Origin of the sequence: Algihabitans sp. (genome assembly GCF_965226985.1) — a bacterium.
GTDB lineage: Bacteria > Pseudomonadota > Alphaproteobacteria > Kiloniellales > DSM-21159 > Algihabitans.
The window spans coordinates 1453986-1474603 of record NZ_OZ245712.1; the positions used below are offsets into that span (position 1 = coordinate 1453986).

20 protein-coding genes are annotated in these 20618 nt (G+C 64.0%); 13 read left to right on the forward strand and 7 right to left on the reverse strand.

Annotated features, from left to right (window positions below; all coding sequences use genetic code 11):
- The first annotated feature begins 28 nt into the window (after window positions 1–28).
- Window positions 29–496 (forward strand): PaaI family thioesterase, encoded by a 468-nt coding sequence (locus ACO054_RS06625; RefSeq protein ID WP_421709648.1) that lies wholly within the window; start codon window positions 29–31, stop codon window positions 494–496.
- Window positions 497–531: 35 nt separating this feature from the next.
- Here the strand turns inward: ACO054_RS06625 and ACO054_RS06630 are convergent, their stop codons facing one another.
- Window positions 532–1650, reverse strand: a complete 1119-nt coding sequence (locus tag ACO054_RS06630) for a PQQ-dependent sugar dehydrogenase (protein WP_421709649.1) — start codon at window positions 1648–1650, stop codon at window positions 532–534.
- Between the two features lie 176 nt (window positions 1651–1826).
- Here ACO054_RS06630 and ACO054_RS06635 point away from each other — a divergent pair, with 176 nt between their 5' ends.
- Both ACO054_RS06635 and ACO054_RS06640 read left to right on the forward strand, forming a co-directional pair.
- On the forward strand, window positions 1827–2351 hold the full coding sequence (locus tag ACO054_RS06635; protein ID WP_421709650.1) for an RNA polymerase sigma factor: 525 nt from the start codon (window positions 1827–1829) through the stop codon (window positions 2349–2351).
- Window positions 2348–3112 carry a hypothetical protein gene (locus tag ACO054_RS06640; RefSeq protein WP_421709651.1) on the forward strand — a complete coding sequence of 255 codons (765 nt, stop codon included), beginning with the start codon at window positions 2348–2350 and terminating at the stop codon, window positions 3110–3112. The genes ACO054_RS06635 and ACO054_RS06640 overlap by 4 nt, the downstream gene beginning before the upstream one ends.
- Window positions 3113–3134: 22 nt before the next feature.
- Here the strand turns inward: ACO054_RS06640 and ACO054_RS06645 are convergent, their stop codons facing one another.
- Window positions 3135–3779, reverse strand: coding sequence for a DsbA family oxidoreductase (locus ACO054_RS06645; protein ID WP_421709652.1), 645 nt, complete (start codon window positions 3777–3779; stop codon window positions 3135–3137).
- A gap of 142 nt (window positions 3780–3921) precedes the next feature.
- On the opposite strand from ACO054_RS06645, the gene ACO054_RS06650 reads away from it, so the two are divergent.
- The 5 genes from ACO054_RS06650 to ACO054_RS06670 all read left to right on the forward strand — a co-directional run bounded on the left by ACO054_RS06650 (window position 3922) and on the right by ACO054_RS06670 (window position 9020).
- Window positions 3922–5574: an acyl-CoA synthetase gene (locus tag ACO054_RS06650; protein WP_421709653.1), complete on the forward strand. Its 1653-nt coding sequence runs from the start codon at window positions 3922–3924 to the stop codon at window positions 5572–5574.
- 4 nt (window positions 5575–5578) lie between these two features.
- Entirely contained in the window at window positions 5579–6340 is a 762-nt protein-coding gene (locus tag ACO054_RS06655) for an SDR family NAD(P)-dependent oxidoreductase (protein WP_421709654.1), read from the forward strand.
- Window positions 6341–6410: 70 nt separating this feature from the next.
- The gene (locus tag ACO054_RS06660) at window positions 6411–7628 is read left to right on the forward strand and encodes an acyl-CoA dehydrogenase family protein (protein WP_421709655.1); all 1218 of its coding nucleotides are present in this window, start codon (window positions 6411–6413) and stop codon (window positions 7626–7628) included.
- A 4-nt stretch (window positions 7629–7632) separates the two neighbouring features.
- Window positions 7633–8667 (forward strand): phosphotransferase family protein, encoded by a 1035-nt coding sequence (locus ACO054_RS06665; protein WP_421709656.1) that lies wholly within the window; start codon window positions 7633–7635, stop codon window positions 8665–8667.
- Window positions 8664–9020 carry a DUF6285 domain-containing protein gene (locus tag ACO054_RS06670; protein WP_421709657.1) on the forward strand — a complete coding sequence of 119 codons (357 nt, stop codon included), beginning with the start codon at window positions 8664–8666 and terminating at the stop codon, window positions 9018–9020. The genes ACO054_RS06665 and ACO054_RS06670 overlap by 4 nt, the downstream gene beginning before the upstream one ends.
- 96 nt (window positions 9021–9116) lie before the next feature.
- Here the strand turns inward: ACO054_RS06670 and ACO054_RS06675 are convergent, their stop codons facing one another.
- From ACO054_RS06675 to ACO054_RS06690, 4 genes are all read right to left on the reverse strand, one after another.
- Window positions 9117–10028, reverse strand: a complete 912-nt coding sequence (locus ACO054_RS06675; RefSeq protein ID WP_421709658.1) for a hypothetical protein — start codon at window positions 10026–10028, stop codon at window positions 9117–9119.
- A gap of 150 nt (window positions 10029–10178) precedes the next feature.
- Window positions 10179–11279, reverse strand: coding sequence for a bifunctional riboflavin kinase/FAD synthetase (locus tag ACO054_RS06680; protein WP_421709659.1), 1101 nt, complete (start codon window positions 11277–11279; stop codon window positions 10179–10181).
- Window positions 11280–11286: 7 nt separating this feature from the next.
- Window positions 11287–11826 carry a flavin reductase family protein gene (locus ACO054_RS06685; protein ID WP_421709660.1) on the reverse strand — a complete coding sequence of 180 codons (540 nt, stop codon included), beginning with the start codon at window positions 11824–11826 and terminating at the stop codon, window positions 11287–11289.
- A 246-nt stretch (window positions 11827–12072) separates the two neighbouring features.
- Window positions 12073–12417 carry a hypothetical protein gene (locus ACO054_RS06690; RefSeq protein ID WP_421709661.1) on the reverse strand — a complete coding sequence of 115 codons (345 nt, stop codon included), beginning with the start codon at window positions 12415–12417 and terminating at the stop codon, window positions 12073–12075.
- A gap of 182 nt (window positions 12418–12599) precedes the next feature.
- On the opposite strand from ACO054_RS06690, the gene ACO054_RS06695 reads away from it, so the two are divergent.
- The 3 genes from ACO054_RS06695 to ACO054_RS06705 all read left to right on the forward strand — a co-directional run bounded on the left by ACO054_RS06695 (window position 12600) and on the right by ACO054_RS06705 (window position 15776).
- Window positions 12600–14435 (forward strand): potassium/proton antiporter, encoded by a 1836-nt coding sequence (locus ACO054_RS06695; RefSeq protein WP_421709662.1) that lies wholly within the window; start codon window positions 12600–12602, stop codon window positions 14433–14435.
- An 85-nt stretch (window positions 14436–14520) separates the two neighbouring features.
- On the forward strand, window positions 14521–14973 hold the full coding sequence (locus ACO054_RS06700; protein ID WP_421709663.1) for a hypothetical protein: 453 nt from the start codon (window positions 14521–14523) through the stop codon (window positions 14971–14973).
- A gap of 236 nt (window positions 14974–15209) precedes the next feature.
- On the forward strand, window positions 15210–15776 hold the full coding sequence (locus ACO054_RS06705; RefSeq protein WP_421709664.1) for a hemerythrin domain-containing protein: 567 nt from the start codon (window positions 15210–15212) through the stop codon (window positions 15774–15776).
- 103 nt (window positions 15777–15879) lie between these two features.
- Here the strand turns inward: ACO054_RS06705 and ppsA are convergent, their stop codons facing one another.
- The gene (gene ppsA, locus ACO054_RS06710; protein ID WP_421709665.1) at window positions 15880–18306 is read right to left on the reverse strand and encodes a phosphoenolpyruvate synthase; all 2427 of its coding nucleotides are present in this window, start codon (window positions 18304–18306) and stop codon (window positions 15880–15882) included.
- A 653-nt stretch (window positions 18307–18959) separates the two neighbouring features.
- Between ppsA and ACO054_RS06715 the strand changes: the two genes are divergently transcribed.
- Both ACO054_RS06715 and ACO054_RS06720 read left to right on the forward strand, forming a co-directional pair.
- The gene (locus ACO054_RS06715; RefSeq protein ID WP_421709666.1) at window positions 18960–19874 is read left to right on the forward strand and encodes an RNA polymerase factor sigma-32; all 915 of its coding nucleotides are present in this window, start codon (window positions 18960–18962) and stop codon (window positions 19872–19874) included.
- A gap of 508 nt (window positions 19875–20382) precedes the next feature.
- A complete protein-coding gene (locus ACO054_RS06720) occupies window positions 20383–20616 on the forward strand; it encodes a hypothetical protein (protein WP_421709667.1) in 234 nt (77 codons plus the stop codon).
- Window positions 20617–20618 lie beyond the last annotated feature (2 nt).

The window sequence follows — 20618 nt, forward strand, 5'->3', positions numbered from 1 at the left end:
AAAACAGCTATGGGGAGGAGCGGACTCCATGACAAGCCCGACGGCCCAACACCAGACGACAACCCAGCGCCAGCCGTTGATCGATGCGGCGATGATCAAGGAGGAGTTGAACCCGCAACTGCCCTTGGTCGAGAAGTTGGGGATGGAGACCATCGAGGTGGCGTGGGGGCGCTGCAAGGCGCGCCTGCCTGACCACGCCGACCTGCTGCGTCCCGGCGGCACGATCAGCGGGCCGGCGATGATGGCGCTGGCCGACTATGCCATGTGGATCGCGGTCATGGCGGCCATCGGTCGCGTCGAACTGGCGGTTACGACCAACCTCTCGATCAATTTCCTGCGCAAACCGCAGCCGGGCGCCCTGATCGGGGATTGTCGCCTGCTGAAGGTCGGTCAGCGGCTGGCCTACGGCGAGGTCTCGATCTACGCGGAAGGAGACGACCCCGACAGCCCGGTCGCGCACGTTACCTCCACCTACTCGATTCCGCCTCGCCGGTAAGGCCGGCTCCGCCGAGTCAGGGATTGATCCGCAAGTCAGGGATCGATCCGGAAGATACCGCCTTCGAACTCGTCGTTGAGAACGTAGAGGCGGCCGTCCGGGCCCTGGCGGACCTCCCGCACGCGACCGATGTTGCCGTCGAGGACGTACTCGGTTCCGACGACGGCGCCGTCGTCGTCCAGCATTACGCGGATCAGCGCGAGCTGGCTGAGGGAACCGGCGAAGAGGTCTCCGTTCCAGGCCGGAAAGTCGGTTCCGCTGTAGATCTCCAGTCCCGACAGCGAGAGGGTCGGGGCGATACCCCAGGTGAAGACCGGCTCCTCGAAGCCTTCCGTCTCCACGGCGCCAGGCTCGCCGATCCAGTCCCCGAAGGTGCGCAGTGGCCAGCCGTAGTTGGCCCCCTCGATCAGCCGGTTGATCTCGGCGCCGCCGCGCGGCCCATGGTCCGTCAGCCAGATCTCACCGGTCGTTCCGTCGATGGCCAGTCCCTGCGGGTTCTTCATGCCGTAGGCCAAGACCGCCGGGTGCAGGTCGCCGCCGGGATTGCCGGATGCCGGCGTGCCGTCCAGGTTGAGGCGGAGCAGGCTGCCGGCCTTGGTCTGGGGATCCTGTGCCTCCATCGGAACCGCATGGTCGCCGACCGTCACCAGCATGCGGTCCTCGGCGTCGAAGCGGATACGCGCGCCGAAGCCTTCCAACTGATCGACCTTGACCTCCGAACTGAAGATCGTCCGCAGCTCCAGAAGGGCGTCGCCGTCGAGCTGAGCCGCTGCGATCTCGAGCCAGCGCAGCTCGTCCTCCATCTTCGAATAGGCCAGGTAGACGGTCGCGTCGTCGGAGAAGTTCGGGCTGACCGCAACGTCGAGAAGCCCGTCGCGGAAGGTGTTGCTGGTCTCCGGCGCACCGGCCAGCGGTTCGGACAGAGTTCCGTCCGGCTCGACGATCCTGACGCGCCCGGGTCGCTCGGTCACGATGATGCGACCGTCCGGCAGCCAGTCGAGGCCCCAAGGCGTTTCCAGACCCGTGGCGATCAGGGTCAGTTTGAAGCTGTGTTGCGCGGTTACGACTTCGACCGGCTCTTCGCTCGCCGCGGCGACGGCGGGAAGCGCCAGCAGAAGAAGGGCGCAGGACACTGCTTTGAAGTCTGACCTCATGGTTGCCTCTCCAAATGTGGGGACCCGCCGTGCTGGCGGAGCCGCCGTTATTGAAAAATGATCCGGCTGTCTGCATCGTACGGATGAACCTGCAGTTCAGCGGTGACGCAAGGCTGTCCGCACGTGCCTTTTCGCCAGCTGCCTTCCCTTAACACCTGATCTCGCGAAAAATTCGGATGTGGCGGCGAAAAAGAAATCACCCGACGATCGCCGAAGACCTGCGCACCTTCTATCCCCGGCTCTGGCGCTACGCCCTGGTTCTGACCGGAGGGCGGGACTGGGCGGATGATGTCGCGCAGACGACCTGTCTCAAGGCTCTCGAAAAACAGGCGCAGTTTCAGCCTGGCAGTCACTTCGATCGCTGGCTGTTCCGGATCGCCCAGCGCGTTTGGTACAATGAAGTGAGGGCCCAGGCGGTCCGGCGCGGCAGCGGTCTGGTTGCGATCGACAGCGCTGACCTGGTCGATATGGGCCTCGATGCCGACATGAGCTATTTCGCTAGACAGCTCCTGACCCAGGTCATGGCTTTGCCGGAGGCGCAGCGCATCGCCGTCTTGCTTGTTTATGTCGAAGGCTACAGCTACCAGGAAGCCGCTACTGTCATGGAGGTGCCGAAGGGCACGATCATGAGCCGCTTGGCGGCTGCACGCAGCAAGCTCACCAACAGACTGGCCGAAGCCCCGGCCGAGACGGCGTCATGACCTTGCAACGTTTCAGCGACGAAGACCTGACCGCCTATCTCGACAAGCAGATGAGCAGCGCCGAAGCGGCTGCCGTTTCGAGCGCGCTTGAAAGCAGTCCGGATCTGAGACAGCGGCTGCAAGGTCTCATGTTAGACCGACAGCTTCTCGAAGAGGCTTTCGACGCGGTTTTGGCCAAGGCGCCGGAGCCGCCCGCCGCTCTGCAGAGCTCGAGGGGGTCGAAAGCCGAAGCAGACGTCGGCGGAGGTGGCTTCGACCGACGGGCCTTGGCTGCCGCAGCCGTGGCTGGTCTGCTGGTCGGCGCGTCGGGTTTGTTTCTGCTGCCTGGCGACGAACCCAGAGGCTGGCATGAGGTCGCCGCCGTCTATCACAAGCTCTACATCACGGAAACGCTTGGACCGGAGACACCGACGGCGGAACAGCTCTCCGCCGAGCTGGCCCGCGTCTCCGCACGTCTTCAGCGGGATATTCGGCTGGAAGACCTCGCCGGGCTTGCCGCGCTGACGCCGAGGCGCGCGCAGATACTGGCGTTCGAGACTCAGCCCCTGGTGCAGATCGCCTTTCTGTCGCGCGACGGTACGCCGGTTGCCCTCTGCATCCTGCGGTCGGGTCAGACGGGCGAGGTGCCGGTAAAGATGGCCTCTCTCGAAGGCATGAGCGCGGCGATCTGGGCGCGTGACGGCTATGAGTTCATGCTGATCGGGGGGACCGACGACGCCCGGATCTCCGCTGCCGCTACCGCCCTGAGCGAAACTCTCTAGGGCCTGGGTTTTTCCTAGCCGATCAGCCTTCGGCGGGCTGCAGACCTTCGCGGCCGAGGTCGAAGAGCTTGTGCAGCACCTCCGGAGGCTGAGCTCCGGGGACCGCATGTCGGCGGTTGACGATGAAGGTCGGGACGCCCGTGATCCCGGCCTGACGCCCGCCGAGGTCTTCGCTCTCGACGGCACTTCGGTCTTCGTCGCTGGCGAGAAAGCTTGCGGTCTCCTGAGCGTCGATTCCGGCTTCGGCGGCCAGTTCCGCCAGCAGTCCCCGATCGCCGATGTCGCCGCCCTCCAGGAAGTAGGCCCGGAAGAGTCGCTCGACGACGGCCTCCTCCCGATCGAGGCGAGCGGCAAGGCGAATCAGGCGGTGGGCATCGATCGTATTGGGCGTGCGCTGGATCTTGTCGAAGGCGAAGTCGATGCCGACCTCGGCGCCCACGGTCGCGATCTGACCGTAGATCCTTTGCGCATTGGCCGCGCCGCCGAACTTCTGCTCCAGGTAGCTTCTGCGCTCCATGCCCTGCGCCGGCATATCGGGATTGAGTTGAAAGGCACGCCATCGCACCACCAGGCCCTCCTGGGGGCGTTCGGCGACGGCGGCTTCGAGCCTGCGTTTGCCGATGAAGCACCAGGGGCAGATCACGTCCGAGAAGATGTCGAGTTCCATGCCTTGCAGAGTGGGCCGCTCGGAGCGGCCTCGCAAGTCACGAGCTTGCGAGACTGGTTCGCTTGGGAGTAGGCCTCTATGCTTGCCGGCCGCGTCTGAGACCGGGCCAGGTACGAGAAGAACAAGGCGAGGGGAGGTGCCGATGTCGGAGGACGGCCGGCTGTCTATCTACGACCGCGATCTGGATCGCGGCGCCGCCAACTGGGTCGCCCTTTCGCCGCTGAGTTTCTTGAAGCGCGCCGAACAGGTCTATCCGAACAAGCCTGCCGTCGTTCACGACCGTGTCTACAGTTACGCCGAACTGGCTGCGCGGGTGCGCCGTCTCGCCTCGGCTCTGCAGAAACGCGGGATCGGCCGGGGCGATACGGTTGCCATCATGGCGCCGAACGTACCGGCTTTGCTAGAGGCGCATTTCGGCGTTCCCTTGGCCGGCGCCGTGCTCAATCCGCTCAACATCCGTCTCGACGCCGCCAATCTCGCTTTCATTCTGGAGCACGGCGAGGCAAAGGTGCTGATCACGGACCGCGAGTTCGCGCCGACCATCGAGCGTGCGCTAAAGCAACTCGCCAAGCGCCCCTTGGTGATCGACATCGACGATCCTCTGACGGAGGCGCAAGGCGGCGAGCGCGGCGCCCGGCTCGGCGCGCTCGACTACGAGTCTTTCCTGGAGGAAGGCGATCCGGACTTCGCCTGGCGATTGCCGGACGACGAGTGGCAGGCGCTCTGCCTGCTCTACACCTCCGGCACCACCGGCAATCCCAAGGGCGTGGTCTACCATCACCGCGGCGCCTACCTGAACGCGGTCGGGCAGGCGGTGACCTACGGCCTCGACCGCAGCAGCGTCTACCTTTGGACGCTGCCGATGTTCCACTGCTCCGGCTGGACCTTCACCTGGGGCGTGACCGCCGCCCAGGGTACCCATGTCTGCCTGCGCAGGGTCGATCCCAAGTTGGTCTACGCCTTGATCGAGGAGCGAGAGGTCACCCATCTCTGCGGCGCGCCCATCGTTCTGAACCTGCTGGCCCATGCCCCTGCCGAGGTGCGGCGCGAACTGCGACGGCCGGTGCTGGTCGTCACCGGCGGCGCGGCGCCGCCCTCGACCGTGATCGCCAACATGGAGAAGCAAGGCTTCCAGGTGGTGCACGCCTACGGCCTGACGGAATGCTACGGCCCGGCCACCTACTGCGCGACGCAGGATGCCTGGAGCGATCTGGACCTGGAGCAGCGGGCCGCCCGTATGGCGCGCCAGGGGGTGAGCTACGTCACCCTTGAGGAGGCGACGGTGCTCGATCCGGAGACGCTCATCGAAGTGCCGCGCGACGGCGAGACGATGGGCGAGCTGATGCTGCGCGGCAACACGGTGATGAAGGGCTATCTTAAGAACCCGACGGCGACCGACGAGGCCTTTGCCGGAGGCTGGTTTCATACCGGCGACCTGGGTGTTCTCCATCCGGACGGCTATATCGAGGTCAAGGATCGCGCCAAGGACGTCATCATCTCCGGCGGTGAGAACATCTCTTCGCTCGAAGTGGAGGAGGCCCTCTATCGACATCCGAAGGTTCTGGAGGCCGCCGTGGTCGCCAAACCCGACGCGCGTTGGGGGGAGACGCCTTGCGCCTTCGTCACGCTCAAGCCGGGTATGGAGGCGACTGTGGAGGAGATCATCGCCTTCTGTCGGGACAACCTGGCTCATTACAAGGCGCCGCGCAGCGTGGTCTTTCGCGACCTGCCGAAGACCTCGACCGGTAAGATTCAGAAATTCGTCCTGCGCGAAGACGCAAAGAGCATCGATTAATCCTATGAATTTATTCGACTTGACCGGCAAGAATGCCTTGGTGACCGGCGCTTCGAGCGGGCTCGGGCGCCACTTCGCCCAGGTTCTGACGGCGGCCGGCGCTAGAGTGGCGATCGCGGCTCGGCGCACGGAGCGGCTGGAAGAGCTGCAGACGGAGATCGAATCCTATGGCGGCCGTGCGCTGCCGGTCGAACTGGACGTGCGGGATGCCGTCTCGGTGCGGGCGGCCGTGGGCTGCGCGGAAACCGAACTGGGTCCGATCCATCTGCTAATCAACAATGCGGGCGTGGCGGACTCCAAACCTCTTCTGGAACTGGCCGAGGAGGACTGGGATCGGGTGGTCGACACCAATCTCAAGGGGGCCTGGCTGGTGGCGCAGGAAACGGCGCGTCACATGGTGCGCCTGGACCACGGCGGCACCATCGTCAACGTCGCCTCGATCCTCGGTCTGAGCGGGAGCGGACAGGTCGCCAGCTACTGCGCGGCCAAAGCGGGGCTGATCAACCTGACGCGCGCGATGGCGGCCGAGTTGGCACGCCACGACATCCGGGTCAACGCCTTGGCGCCCGGCTATGTCGTGACCGATATCAATCGCGACTTCCTGCAGAGTCCGGCTGGAGAGTCCCTGTTGCGTCGCATTCCGCAGCGTCGCTTCGCGGAGCCTTCCGATCTGGACGGCCCTCTGCTTCTGCTTGCTTCGGAGGCGTCGCGCTACATGACCGGGGCGGTCGTCACCGTCGACGGCGGCCAGTCGGCCATCCTGTGACAACCTCCCACGACGTTCTGTTCGACACGATCCGCACTGCAACTTTCCCTCAGCTCTAGGACACTTGCTAATGGATTTCGCTCTCTCGCCCAATGTGGATCGCTTGCGTCGAGCCGTTCGCGCCTTCGTCGCGGAGGAAATCGTTCCACTGGAGCGCGATCCCTCGAACTTCGACGAGCATGAGAACATCCGGCCCGACCTGCTCGCGCAGGTGCAGGCGAAGGTCCGCGCGGCAGGGCTTTGGTCGCTGCAGATGCCCAAGGCGCGGGGTGGGCAGGGGCTCCCGGTCACCGGCATGGCCGCCTGCTACGAGGAAATGGGACGCTCCATCTTCGGGCCGGTCTGCTTCAACTGTGCCGCGCCCGACGACGGCAACATGATGATCCTGGAGAAGATCGGGACGGCGGCCCAGAAGGAGCGCTGGCTGCAACCGATCGTGGACGGGACCGTCCGCTCGTCTTTCGCCATGACGGAGCCGCACCCGGGCGGCGGCTCGGATCCCGGCATGATCCAGACCTTCGCGGAGAAGCGTGGCGATCGCTGGGTGGTCGAGGGGCGCAAGTGGTACATCACCGGCGCCGGCGTGGCGCAGCACTTCATTCTGATCGCGCGGACGAATTCGGACAGCTCCGACACGCGCCGGCATCTCAGTGCCTTTCTATTCGACCGCGACCAGCCCGGCTGGCGGATCCTGCGACGGGTGCCGATCATGGGACCGGAAGAACATGGCGGACACTGCGAGATCCAGTTCGAAGGACTGGAGATTCCCGACGAGAACCGACTGATGGAGGTCGGCGACGGCTTGAAGCTCACCCAGATGCGTTTGGGCACGGCGCGTCTCACCCATTGCATGCGGTGGCTCGGCATGGCCAAGCGCGCCTTGGAGATCGCCAGCGACTACGTGCAGGAGCGCCAGGGCTTCGGGGTACGCCTGTCCGAGCGTGAGTCCGTTCAGGGCCTGCTCGGCCACGCGGCGATGCAGATCGAGATCGGACGATTGCTGACCATGCGTGCCGCCAGCAAGCTCGACAGTGGCGACTTCGCCCGCAAGGAAGTCTCGATGGCCAAAATTCAGGTCGCCGACACCCTGCAGCAGGCGGTCGATACGGCCATCCAACTCTGCGGCGCGCGCGGCTACTCTAAGGATACGCCGTTGGAGTGGATGTACCGCTATGCCCGCCAAGCCCGCCTGGTGGACGGCGCCAGCGAGGTGCATCGCATGGTGCTGTCGCGTTTCCTAATGAAGGACGGCCAGGATTTCTTCGCGTGGGATGCGGCGGAGGCCTGAGCCGGTGCTGGGCGAGGCCAAAGACTCCCTTGAAGCCTGGATCGGCAAGGCCGCGCGAGCTGATCGCGCGACTCTTGTCGAAGCCCGCCCCTTGAGCGGTGGTGCGATTCAGGAGAACTGGCTGCTGGAAGTCGACTTTTTCGGCGGTCCCTTCACCGGCCGCCAGGAGTTGGTGCTGCGCACCGATGCGCCCTCCGGCGTCGCCGTCAGCCATGGCCGGGCGGAGGAGTTCGCGCTGCTGCGTGCCGCGACGACCGCCGGCGTGACGGTGCCCGAGCCGCTTTGGCTCTGCGACGATCCCCATGTCCTGGGCAAGACCTTCCAGGTCATGCGCAAGGTCGAGGGGGTGGCGCTAGGTACCAAAATCGTCAAGGACTTGCGTCTGGGCGGCGACCGCCGACGGCTTGCCGAACGGCTCGGTCGTGAACTGGCGCGGATCCATTCGATCCGGCCACCGCACGAAGGCCTCGAGTTCTTGGGAGAGCCTCCCGACGATCCAGCTCTGGTCGACGTGGTGCAACTGCGCGCCTACCTGGATGCGCTCGGCGAGCCGCGCCCGGTTCTGGAGTGGGGACTGCGCTGGGCCGAACTCCACCGGCCACCACCTCCCGATGCGACGGTGCTGGTTCATCGTGATTTCCGCACCGGCAATTACATGGTGGACGAGGCGGGTCTGACGGCCGTCCTAGATTGGGAGTTTGCCGCCTGGGGAGATCCGGCCTGCGACCTTGGCTGGTTCTGCGCGGCCTGTTGGCGCTTCGGTCGCGACGATCTGGAGGCCGGGGGAATCGCGCCGCGTGCCGACTTCTATGGCGGCTACGAAGCCGAAGCCGGACATGAGATCGAACACGACCGTGTCGCCTATTGGGAGGTGATGGCCCACATCCGCTGGAATGTCATCGCGCTTCAGCAGGGGCACCGTCATCTGTCCGGCGCTGAGCCGAGTCTCGATCTGGCTCTGACGGGCCGGCGTGCGGCGGAACTCGACCTCGCCATCTTGCGCCTGACGCCTCCCGAGACCTGGAGTGCAACAAGATGAGAGACAGGCCGAACGGCGCTGAACTGCTGGCCGAAGCTTGGCGTGTTTTGAGCCAGGACCTGGCTCCGGGGTTGACGGGTGAACAGCGCTATAAGGTGTTGTTGGTTGCGTCGGCCGTTGCCATCGTTCAGCGGGAGCTTGCCGCCGGGGATGAGCCGGCCGAGGCGGAAGCCCAAGCGCTTACCGACTTGTTGGGCAGCGGTGGCAGTTTGCTGGATTTGAACGCCGACTTGGCGGCCGCGGTTCGATCAGGAAAGTTCGACCGGTCGAGCGAGGTCTATGCGGTGTTGCGCAAGACGGTCGAGGCACGCGTTAGCGAGAGCAATCCGACGGCGCTCGACCTCTCGACATGATCTTCGCGGCGATTTGCCGCCGGTATCTCGGAAACCAAAAAAGGAAGCCGTTCGACTGAACGGCCTCCTATATCATCTTGGTCGTCGACGCGAGGTTTAGGACGTCGAGCTGCCGTTCGCACCAGTGGCGGGCGTGACGCTCGCAGCCGCCGGTTTTGCCGCCGTTTTCGCGGGCGCCTTGCGGGCACGGGTCGTCCCGGTTTTCGGCTTGGCCGCACCGTTAGCCGCCGTCTTGCGGGGGGCCGCCGTCTTGCGCGCTGCCGGCTTACGAGCCGGAGCCTTTCGAGCCGTAGCGGGCTTTGCGGCAGACGCCGTCCGACTGGCGGGTTTCTTTGCCGCTGTCGTCTTACGGGCCGTGGTCGTTTTACGGGCCGTAGTCTTCGCAGCACCAGTTTTGGCTGCCACCGGCTTCTTGGCCGCGGGCTTGCGCGCTGTAGTCTTCGCGGAAGCCGTCTTAGACGCCGCCGACCTGCGCGCTGCCGTTGCCGGCTTCTTGGCTGCGGTCCGTTTCGCCGCAGGCTTCTTCGCGGCCGGCTTTTTCGAAGCTGTAGCTTTCTTCGCTGCAGGCTTCTTGGCAGCCGCCTTCTTGGCCGCTGCCGCGTCCTTTTTCGCCTTGGCCGTTTCGCGCTTGGCTTTCTTCTCGAAAGCTCCGGTCAGCTTTTTCAGCTCGCCGTCGATACTCTTCTCGATCTGCTCGAGCTTCTTCGCTGCGGCTTTCTCCAGCTTGTCGAGTTCCGTGTCGAGGGTCTTCACATACCCACGGACCTTCGCGGAGGAAAGCTCCTTGCTGACGCTTTTCTCAAGTGCGTGCAGTTGCTTCTCAACCTGTCCCGAGACGGTTACGACGCGCTTCTGAACTTTGTCGAGGAGCTTGTCGAAACGTCCCAGTTTCGATGAGGAAGAAGCGGTCTTAGCAACAGCCGGTTTCCTCGCTGGTGTCTTACGGGCAGCGCTAGCCGGCTTGGCCGTAGCCTTAGCCGTGGACTTCGATCGCGCGGCATTGGCCATGTTGGGTATCCCCCTTCGCGTAGGTTCTTTGCGTACAATGGAAGCGACGCACGCAACTGTCTCAAAGCATGCGGATCTTTGTGCGAGTCGCACAAGTGTTTTTCGCTTGACAAGTCACCGGCGTCAAATTGAGGCGTGTACTTCGATAGCTTAACCGCCGGAGGTAGGTGTGAGCGCATCGTCGAACGGTGCGCCCCGGCGCAAGAAGGGTCCGGCAGGCCAATCTCCGCGCCAATTTTCCCAGACCAAAGTTTGTCTGGCCTTCTCGCAGTCGGTCGACATCTGAGCCATCAGAGCCTCCACGTTTTCGAAGCGCTGTTCTGGGCGCAGATAGTCGACGAGAGCAATTCGTAGATGCCGACCGTAAAGATTACCTGAATAATCGAAAAGATAAGTCTCCAGCAGTGGCTCGTCGTAGCCGTACATCGGAGCGATCCCGAGGTTTGCGACTCCGGGCAACCAGACCCGGGCACCGTCATCGTCGTCTCTCTGCTTGTCGCCTGTTTTCGAAACGCGCTTCGCGTCCGTATCGTCTTCCGTCACGGCGTCGTCTTCCAAGGTGGCGCGTACAGCGTAGACCCCATAGGCCGGCCGGATCAGGTTGCTGCGCAGGGCGATGTTCGCCGTAGGAAAACCCAGAGCTCGGCCGCGCTTGGCGCCGTGCCGGACGCGACCCTCGATCTCCCAGTAGCGACCCAGCATCAGGGCAGCGCGTGTCGGATTGCCGTCGGTCAGGTAGCTGCGCACCTGCGTCGAAGAGTAGGCCTCCGAGATCGAGCCGCCGACGCGCTCCACCACCGTCGTGCCGAAGCCCGCCAACTCTCCGGCATGTGTCAGCAAGGCCGTATCGCCGCCACGTTTTCGGCCGAAGCGGAAGTTGTCGCCGACCACGACGTGCCGCAAACCGAGTCCCCGAGCGAGAACCTCCGTGACGAAGTCTGTCGCTTCCAAGCTCGCGAGCTTCCGTGTGAAGGGAAGGCAGTAGAGCCGCTCGACCCCGAGGGTTTGAAGCAGACGGGCCTTGGTTCGGAATGCGGTCAGCCGAAAGGGGGCTTGATCGGGCTGGAAGAACAGGCGCGGATGAGGCTCGAAGGTGACAACGCCTAAGGGGGCGTCGAGTTCCCTGGCCTTCGTTCGGGCGATCTCCAGCAAGGCTTGATGGCCTCGGTGAACGCCGTCGAAGTTGCCGATGGCCACAACAGCGCCGCGTCCTTCCGCCGGGACGCCGCTGTGATGGCGATAGAGCTGCATCCGCCGTTCAGTCCTCGGAGGCGATGAAACCGCCGAAGCGTCCGCGCAGAAAGATCAGCGGGTCTCCAGCTTCGCGGCTCTGCATCTCGACGATTTCGCCGAGGAAGATCAGGTGGTCTCCTCCCTGGAAGCGCTCGCGCACACGGCAGTCGAAGACGGCCAGGGCCAAGGGCAGGCGGGGAATTCCCGCAGTGCCCGGCGACCAGTCGACACCCGCCCATTTATTCTCCAGCGGTTTAGCGAAGCGCTTTGCGAGCGCCGTCTGGCCGCTGGGTAGAACGTTGATCGCGAAGTGGGTCGATTGCTCGAAGGCCGGCCGGCTGAAGGAGCGTCGGCCGAGGCTCCAGAGAACCAGTGGAGGGGCCAGCGAAACCGAATTAAAGGAGTTGCAAGTCAGCCCAACCGGCTGCTTCTCGGCGTCCAGTGTCGTCGCGATGGTCACGCCGGTGGCAAACCAACCGAGGGCATGGCGCAGCGTCGTGGTGTCTGCCGGACTCTGGGGAGCCAGATCGCCGGACGCAGGCCCGTCCATCGGCGGCCCGTCCATCGGCGGCTCGTTCATCGGCGCGGAAGAGGTGGAAGCAGGTTTTCGAGGAGCAGTCACGTGAGGTTTTACGCCTTCAACCGAGGTGCGCGGCCATCGGCGCAACCGTCTTGCGGAGCATAATGGCGTCGATCTCGACCTTGGCAAGTCCGCACGCGCCAATCCGCGCCGCCGTCATGCCGCGCTTTCACCGGACGAGTTGCGAAGATGTGGGCGCGCGGGGCTGGCGACGGGCCACAGGCCGGCTCGTTACCGATAATACTGATTGAGCCTGCACGATGTGCCTTGGACCCGGCCGGCCGTGCGTGTCCGGTTCATCCCCACGACCCGCAGGGATGAGCAGCCGTAAACCCTGCTGACGGCATCGAGCAGACCTTTTTCGTTGGTGCGACGGCTGCCTGAAACGCGGATGTCGAAGAGGTTTGGATCGTCCGCGTGACGCCGATAGAGGTAGGTCGTGTTGCCGATGCGCACGCTGCGCACGAAGGCATCCGGCGAGGTCAACTCTTCGTCGGAGAGGATGGGGAGCGGTCGGTCGGCCGTGCCGCAGCCGAACAGCAAGCCGGCCAGGAGGATCAAGAGAATGATGCGCATGGCCGCGAGACTAGAGCGTGATCGTCTCAGGTGGAAGCGTTTGAGCGGAACCGCTGCAGATCTATTCGGTTCGCTAAATCTGGCGAAGGTGCGGCTTCAAGGCGCAAAGCACTACCGCGCGGGATCTTGCAGCCTGCTACACTGCGAAGCTTGGACCAACCGGAACGATTAGAAAGGGGCACGTGGACTACGGTCTTGCCTGGGTATTGATCGGCTCGCTGATGCTGCTGGCCAGCATCTTCGCCGGCTTGCTCTCCTCGCGCGTCGGTGCGCCCCTACTGCTTGTCTTCCTCGGTCTCGGCATGCTGGCCGGTCATGAGGGACCGGGCGGTATCCTTTTCCAGGATTCCCAACTGGCCTTCATCCTGGGCTCGACCGCACTGGCCGTCATTCTGTTCGACGGCGGTCTGCGCACCCCGCGCGCGACGATCGAGAGGGGGCTCGGGCCGGCTCTGGCTCTGTCGACCGTCGGGGTGCTCATCACGGCTGGCCTGGTCGCTGCCGTGGCCCACTACGTCCTGGGGTTCGGCTGGGTTTTCTCGCTGCTGCTCGGCTCGATCGTCTCCGCCACCGATGCCGCCGCCGTTTTCATGCTGCTCGGCCGTTCCGGCATTGCGCTGCGCGACCGGCTGCGTGCCACCCTGGAGGTGGAGTCCGGTAGCAACGACCCTATGGCGGTCTTCCTGACCATCACCTTCACAAGCATGCTGGCGGCTGGAGAACTGGAAATCGGCTGGTGGGTGCTGGGCGACTTCGCCTTGCAGATGGGCCTCGGTGGCGCACTGGGCGCGGCAGGTGGTTTCGCCCTGGTCTGGCTGATGAACCGTTTGGAGCTGTCGGGCGGTCTCTATCCGATCCTCGCGCTAGCCGGTGCCCTTCTGATCTTCAGCGGCACACAACTGGCCGGCGGCAGCGGGTTCCTGGCCATCTACGTTGCGGGGATCGTGTTCGGGAATCGCCGGGTGCGCGCGGACCAGCTCGTGGGGCGCTTCTTCGACGGCCTTTCCTGGCTATCGCAGATTGTGATGTTTCTGTTGCTCGGTCTTCTGGTCACGCCGAGCGAACTGCTTCCCGACATCGGGACCGCCCTGATCCTGGCAATCGCTCTGATGCTGTTCGGGCGTCCCCTGGCGACGGTGATCTGTCTGACGCCGTTTGGCTTCCCGCTTCGCGAACAGGCCTTCGCGGCTTGGGTCGGTCTGAGAGGGGCCGTTCCGATCTTTCTGGCGCTGTTTCCTTTTCTGGAGGGCTTCGACCGAAGCGGCCAGGCCTTCAACATCGCCTTCGTGGTCGTGTTGGTGTCGCTGCTTCTGCAGGGTTGGACGATTCCCTGGGTCGCGCACCGCCTGCACGTGGCTTTACCGCCCGAGCCCGAGCCGGCGACGCGTATGGACCTGGATCTGGCCCGGCGAACCGACCGCATGGACCGCGACCTGATCGCCTACGAGGTCATGCCGCACAGTCGGGCGGCCGACTTCCCGCTCGCGGATCTGGACCTTCCGAAGCGCACGCGCCTGATCGTGGTGATTCGCGACGGCGTCGTCCAGCGACTGCCGGAGGTGAAACAGCTTTCGGCCGGCGATTTCGTTTTGGTGGTCACGCCGCCCGAAACCGCGGCGACCCTCGACCGCTTCTTCTCCCGTCGCTTCGCCTCGACGGCCGGGCAACTGTCGGTCGATCAGGGCGACTTCCTGGTCGAAGGCAGCAGCCGCCTGGGCGATCTCTGCGCGGCCTATGGCGTCCAGTTGGGACAGACCAGCCCGGATCTCTCGCTGGCGGAACTGCTGCGCAACCGCCTGGGCGAGGGCATGGGACGCGGCGACCGTCTGCGTTTCGGACAGGTCGAGTTCATTGTGGTCGATAAGATCGGGCCCGAGCCGAAACGCGTCGGCATCGTGCTGGAGCCCGATCCGGAGGACCTTGGCTGGCGCCGGCGACTTGCCTCTCGAACCCGAAGCCGACTGCAGGGCTTGCGCCAGAGACTGCCGACCATCGGGTCCGGTGCCGGGAGCGGGTAGGTCTTGGGCGGCTTACCTCTGGTGAAGCGGCTCCGCCTCGTGTAGGACTGTGGATCGGCGCATTAGGGCAGGGGAACGCGATAACATGAAGTGTTTCAAGATCTTGACAGTTTGTGCGGCGATGGGCTTGCCGGTCTGGTCGGCAGCTGCTCAGGACGTTCAACCTGCCGCGACTTCCGCTTCCGCATCGTCCGGCATGTTGGTCGAACTCAACAAAGCGGAACAGACCGACAATGGCTGTCACTACTTTCTGCTTTTGCGCAACGACACCGACTTTGACTTCGAGGTGCTGCGTCTCGATCTCTACTTCTTCGATACCGGTGGCGTGATCTCGAAGCGGCTGCTTGTCAGCACCCCGCCGGTTGGATCCGGAGATACCCGCGTTGCCGCTTTCGTCGCGACCGATGTGACCTGCGAGGGCGTCTCGCAGATCCTGGTCAACAACGTCGATCCCTGCGAAGTCAGCCAGGGCGAGGCGCCGGCGTGCCACGAGATTCTCGAGCTCGGCAATCGGACCGACGTGAACTTCTTCAAGTAGTCGGCGAAGGCTCGCCGAGGTGTTTCATCGGCCTCGCTGCCAGCCGACGGCGGTCCGGTGGATCTGACAGACGCCTTTTTCGCACCTATATCTAGTTGCCTAAGGTTTTCTGGGTCGGACCTGAGTGCGCCGGTCTGCGTCAGATCGCGGGAGTTGCGTCAGATCAACGCGATCCGCGTCTGTGAGCCCCAGGCTTCGTCGCAGTCCAGCCGTGATGTTCAAGCCGGAGATGAGCCATGGCCGAAACGCTACGCCGCCTGAAAGAAGATCATGCCAACATCTCGCGTCTGTTGCAGGTGCTGGAACATCAGCTCTCGCTCTTTGCCGAGGACGGCGAAGTCGATTATGAGCTGATGGCGGGAGTGCTGGAATACATGCGGCGCTATCCCGATTTGGAGCACCATCCCCGCGAAGACCGCGTCATGGAGCGCCTTCAGCTTCGGGATCCGGAAACAGCGGAGAAGGTCGGCGATCTCGAAGGCCTCCACCGCGACCTCAAGGAGGCAACGGAACGTTTCACGGTCGCCTTGGACCAGGTGCTGGCCGAGCAGGAGGTCTCGCGAGAGGCTGTTACGGCTCTGGGGCATGACTTCATCGCCCGGCAGCGCGCGCATATGCGGATGGAAAACGAGACCTTTTTCCCGGCCGCCCAACGTTCCTTGACCGAGGCGGACTGGAAGGAGATCGACGCGGCTATGGAACAGAGCAGCGATCCCCTCTTCGGTCCTCGGGTCGCAGAAGAATGCGCCGCCCTGCATGCGCATCTGCTGCAGTGGGATCGCGAGGACCGAGAGCTTAACTGAGCGCGCGGAGTGGCTTCTACAGAGGGATAGATCGGGCTCTTGATCCGCGACCTATCCCCCCGCCCGACCTATCTCCCGGCGACCGTTTTGTTGAGCCGCTTTCTCACTGGGCCGCGTTGCTCTGCAGTTCTTCCTCTAGGTCGAGGATGGCCAAGGTGGTCTTGAGCACGCTGTCCGGGTTGAGGCTCATGGAGTCGATCCCGATCCGGACCAGGAATTCCGCGACTTCGGGATAGTCGGAGGGAGCCTGACCGCAGATGCCGGAATGCTTGCCGGCCGCCTGCGCGCCTTCGACCGCCATCTGCAGCATCTTGAGCACGCCGGGGTCGCGTTCGTCGAAGTCGAAGGCGACGATCTCGCTGTCGCGGTCGACGCCGAGCGTGAGCTGCGTCAGGTCGTTCGAGCCGATCGAGAACCCGTCGAACAGTTCGGCGAACTCAGCGACCTGGATCACGTTGTTGGGGATCTCGCACATGACGTAGATCTCCAGACCATTCTCGCCGCGCTTCAGTCCGTACTTCGCCATCGTATCCAGGACGCGCTCGCCTTCCTCCACCCGCCGGCAGAAGGGCACCATCAGCTTGAGGTTGGTCAGGCCCATCTCCTCGCGCACGCGCTTCATAGCGGCACACTCCAGCGCGAAGCCCTCCGCGTAGGCGGGGTGGGAGTAGCGCGACGCGCCGCGAAATCCGATCATCGGATTGGCCTCTTCCACTTCGAAGCCGCTGCCGCCGAGCAGGGCCGCGTACTCGTTGGTCTTGAAGTCGCTCAGCCTGACGATCACCGGTTTCGGATAGAAGGCCGCCGCGAGGGTTCCGACACCCTCCGAGAGACGCTCGACGAAGAAATCGGCGCCGCTGTCGTGCTGCGAGATCAGCGCCTCGATCTCGGCGCGTGCCTCGGGGTCGGCGACCTTCTCGGGATAGAGCAGGGCCATCGGGTGCGCCTTGATGGCATCGGTGACGATGAACTCCATGCGGGCGAGACCGACACCGTCGTTCGGAAGGAAGCTGGTCTTGAAGGCCATCTCCGGATTGCCGAGGTTGAGCATGATCGACGTCCGCGGGCGCCGCAGCTCGCCGAGATCGACCCGCGTCGTCTCGAAGGGAACCGCGCCGTCGTAGACGCGCCCGACGTCGCCCTCGGCGCAGGACACGGTCACCAGCTTCTCGTCCTCCAGCGTGTCGGTCGCGTTGGAGGCGCCGACGACGGCTGAGATGCCGAGTTCGCGCGCGACGATGGCGGCGTGACAGGTGCGGCCGCCGCGGTTGGTCACGATGGCAGCCGCCGTCTGCATGACCGGTTCCCAGTCGGGCGTCGTGGTGTCGGCGACCAGGATTTCGCCGGGCTTAAAGCGATGCAGTTCGCTCTGGCTCTTGATCACGCGCACCTTGCCGCTGGCGATCTTGGCGCCGACGGCGCGGCCGGTCAGCAGCACCGGCGCCGTGCCCGTCAGCTGATAGTCCTCCAGCATCTGCCCCTGGCGCTGGCTGACCACCGTCTCGGGCCGGGCCTGGACGATGTAGAGTTCGCCGTCGAGCCCGTCCTTCGCCCACTCGATATCCATCGGTGTCGGGTGCCCGGCGCGCGCCGAATAGTGCTTTTCGATCTTGATCGCCGCGTCGGCGAGCGTCAGCACGTCGGTATCGCCGACGCAGAAGCGTTGCTGGTCGGCCTCCGGCGTCGCCACGATTCGGCTGGCCTCGCGCGTATGGCCGTCGGTGTAGACCATCTTGAGCTGCTTGGCGCCGCGGTTGCGGCGCAACACAGCCCTGTGGCCCTGCTCGAAAGTGGGCTTGTGCACATAGAACTCGTCGGGATCGACCGTTCCCTGGACCACCGTCTCGCCCAGCCCGAAGGCGCCGGTGATGAAGACGACGTCGGGAAAGCCCGTTTCGGTATCGACGGAGAAGATCACACCGCTGGAGGCAAGGTCGGAGCGTACCATCTTCATGACCGTGACGGAGAGCGCGACCTTGAAATGATCGAAATCGCGGTCGATGCGGTAGGCAATGGCTCTGTCGGTGAAAAGCGAGGCCAAGCAGCGCTTGTAGGCGTCGAGCAGCAGGGTCTCGCCGCGGACGTTCAGATAGGTGTCGTGTTGACCCGCGAAGCTCGCCGTCGGCAGGTCTTCCGCGGTTGCCGAGGACCGGACGGCGACGCTCAACTCCTCGCCGTAGTCTGCCGCGAGGGCCCGCCAGCCTTCGCGGATTTCCTGCTCGATTTCGGCGGGCAGCGGGGCGGCGTAGATCATCTCGCGCACCGCATGGGCCCGGCGCGCCAGATCCCTGACGTCCGTCTTGTCGACGTCGTCCAGCAACTCGTGAAGCCGATCCTCCAACCCGTTGTCGGCCAGGACCTTCCGGTAGGCCTCAGCCGTCACGGCGAAGCCGTTGGGGACCTTGACGCCCAGCGGCACCAGCTCCCGATACATCTCGCCGAGCGAGGCGTTCTTGCCGCCGACCAGCGGCACGTCTCCGAGGCTGAGCTCGGAGAACCAGCGGATGTAGGAGGCGGTGGTGGAGCTCATCGGCAGGCGTCCCTTGCTGTCGCTTAGTCCGGTTAGCGGGCGCTGACCCCGCGTGGCGGGTTCATTTGGAAGTTTATTCTCCCCCTGTTTGCAGGCCCATGAGGTGGGTCAATCCCACTTGGCGTCGCTCCTTTGCCTCGTCCTCTAAACGTATCGTATCGGGCAGTTTCCCGGCGGTTTCGCAGTGTTATTTCGACTGTCTCGACAGAAGCGGGGCGGCCTTTTCGAAAGGTCCATCGTCATGAAACGAGGGCGGGGGCGTGGACTGCCGGCATGGCGTCGAAAGCTGGGGGCGACCGGCCTCGGCTCGCTTTTCTCTGGGCAAGTCCTTCGGTCGGTCTGCCTCTCGCGCATGGATCTCATGCGTTGCTGTCGCGTTGAAAGTCGGGAGCGACCGCTCAAGTGTTTCTATTACTTCACGGAAGAGCAATAAACGGACTGTGATTAGGGATGTTCGCTAACCGAATATCGTAAGGCTATCGCAAGGGGATAAGCGAAAAACTTGAAATGTTCTAAGCGAATTTCATATACTGTGTGTCATTTCCAGGACAGGGACGACGAAGACGGCGTACGGGCGACCGTGCGGACCTGGCTTCTTTGCGGGTCTGCGCGGGGCGCATGAAGACCGTCGCCATAGTTAGGAGAAGTACAAGATGGCGAATACGACGACGAAGGACCGAGGCCAGCGCAGCGAGCTCGACCTGCTGATTGCAGAGGCGGCTCGATATCCGCTGTTGGCTCAGGATGAAGAAAACGAGCTGGCCAACCTTTGGCGCGACAAAAGCGATCAGCACGCGCTCAACAAGCTGCTGGGCAGTCATCTGCGGCTGGTGATCAAGCTTGCGCGCGGTCTGCGCGGCTATGGCGTTCCGCTTGAGGATCTGATCGCCGAGGGAAATGTTGGCCTGATGCAGGCCGCCCAGCGCTACGACCCGGAACGGCAGGTGCGCTTCGCCACCTATGCCGCCTGGTGGATCCGCGCCTCCATGCACGAACTGGTGCTTAAGAGCGGTTCCATCGTGCGCACCGTGCGCACCGGCGACCAGAAGAAGCTGTTTTTCAATCTTCGCCGCATGAAAGCGCGGCGCGCCCAGCGCGGCGAGACCGGAGATCTGACCGAGGAGGCTGTCGCGGAGATCGCGACCCAGCTGGGCGTTTCGGAAGCCGACGTGCGCGAGATGGATCAGCGGCTCGGCACCGGCGATGTTTCGCTCGACGCTCCGCTGACCAGCGAGGGCGAGGATTCGCGGATCGACTTCCTGAGCGACGATCAGGCGCCGACGCCGGAAACCGTGATCGCCGAGGAGGACGAGCGGGACAAACGCCGACGGTTGCTCAACTCTGCCATGTCCGGTCTGAACGATCGCGAGCGTCATATCTTGCAGGAGCGCCGCTTGAGCGAAGAGCCCCGAACCCTGGAGGAGTTGAGCCAGGTCTACGGTGTGTCGCGCGAGCGTATCCGTCAGATCGAAGCCCGCGCGTTGGAGAAGCTTGCCGTTGCAACCCGGCGGGCCGCCAGCGACCGGGGTTTGATCGGGCGCAATCATCCTCCAGCGCTCGCCGCCTAGAGCAGGATCGACTTGGGTGGGATCGTTCTGGCGATCCCACCTAAAGTGTGAATCCTATTCTCGTCATAAGGTTTAGAGGGCGATCGTCGCATAAGGTGAGGCACCCGTTCCGGTTTTCCAGGACGGCGTGACCGACGAGCCATCCTCATTGTCGGATCGCCGCTGATCCGAGGTTTCGTTTCAATCGCCGTCGTAGCCATGGGCTTCGGCGGCGATTTCTCTTTGGGGGCCGCCTTCGGTCGCGGAGGTCCGCGTGCCTGAAGGTCCGTGATGCCGCTCCGAGTCTCAGCCCCGTGTTTGAGCCATCAAGGTGCTTGCCGCATATCGGCTTCGGCGCCATGCTGTCATACAGGTTGCTTTTCCGGGCCAAGCTTGATGCCCCGATGCGTGGCGAGCCTTGGCGATCACCGCCATATCTATGTTTCTCTGTATGACGTTTGTTTACGAATTTTTCTTAGATACGACATTAATTCTTCCTTCTAATTTATTGGTTTAGTTGGAGATTGCTGTGGCAGCTGTATGGTCCGTTCGTGGTGTCGATCCGCGAGTGCGCGACGCGGTCGTTGCGGCTGCGCGTCAGCGTAAGACGGCTGTGGCCGTGGTGTTGGAGGAGGCTGTGGCCTGCCTGTTGAACCCGCCCGAGACCCTGGGTGGAGCGTTGCGGGAGGGCGGCCTGCTGCCAGAGATCGATGCGCGGCTCGATCAGCTTCACGCACGACGTCGCGCCCGGGGCGGTAGCTGAGT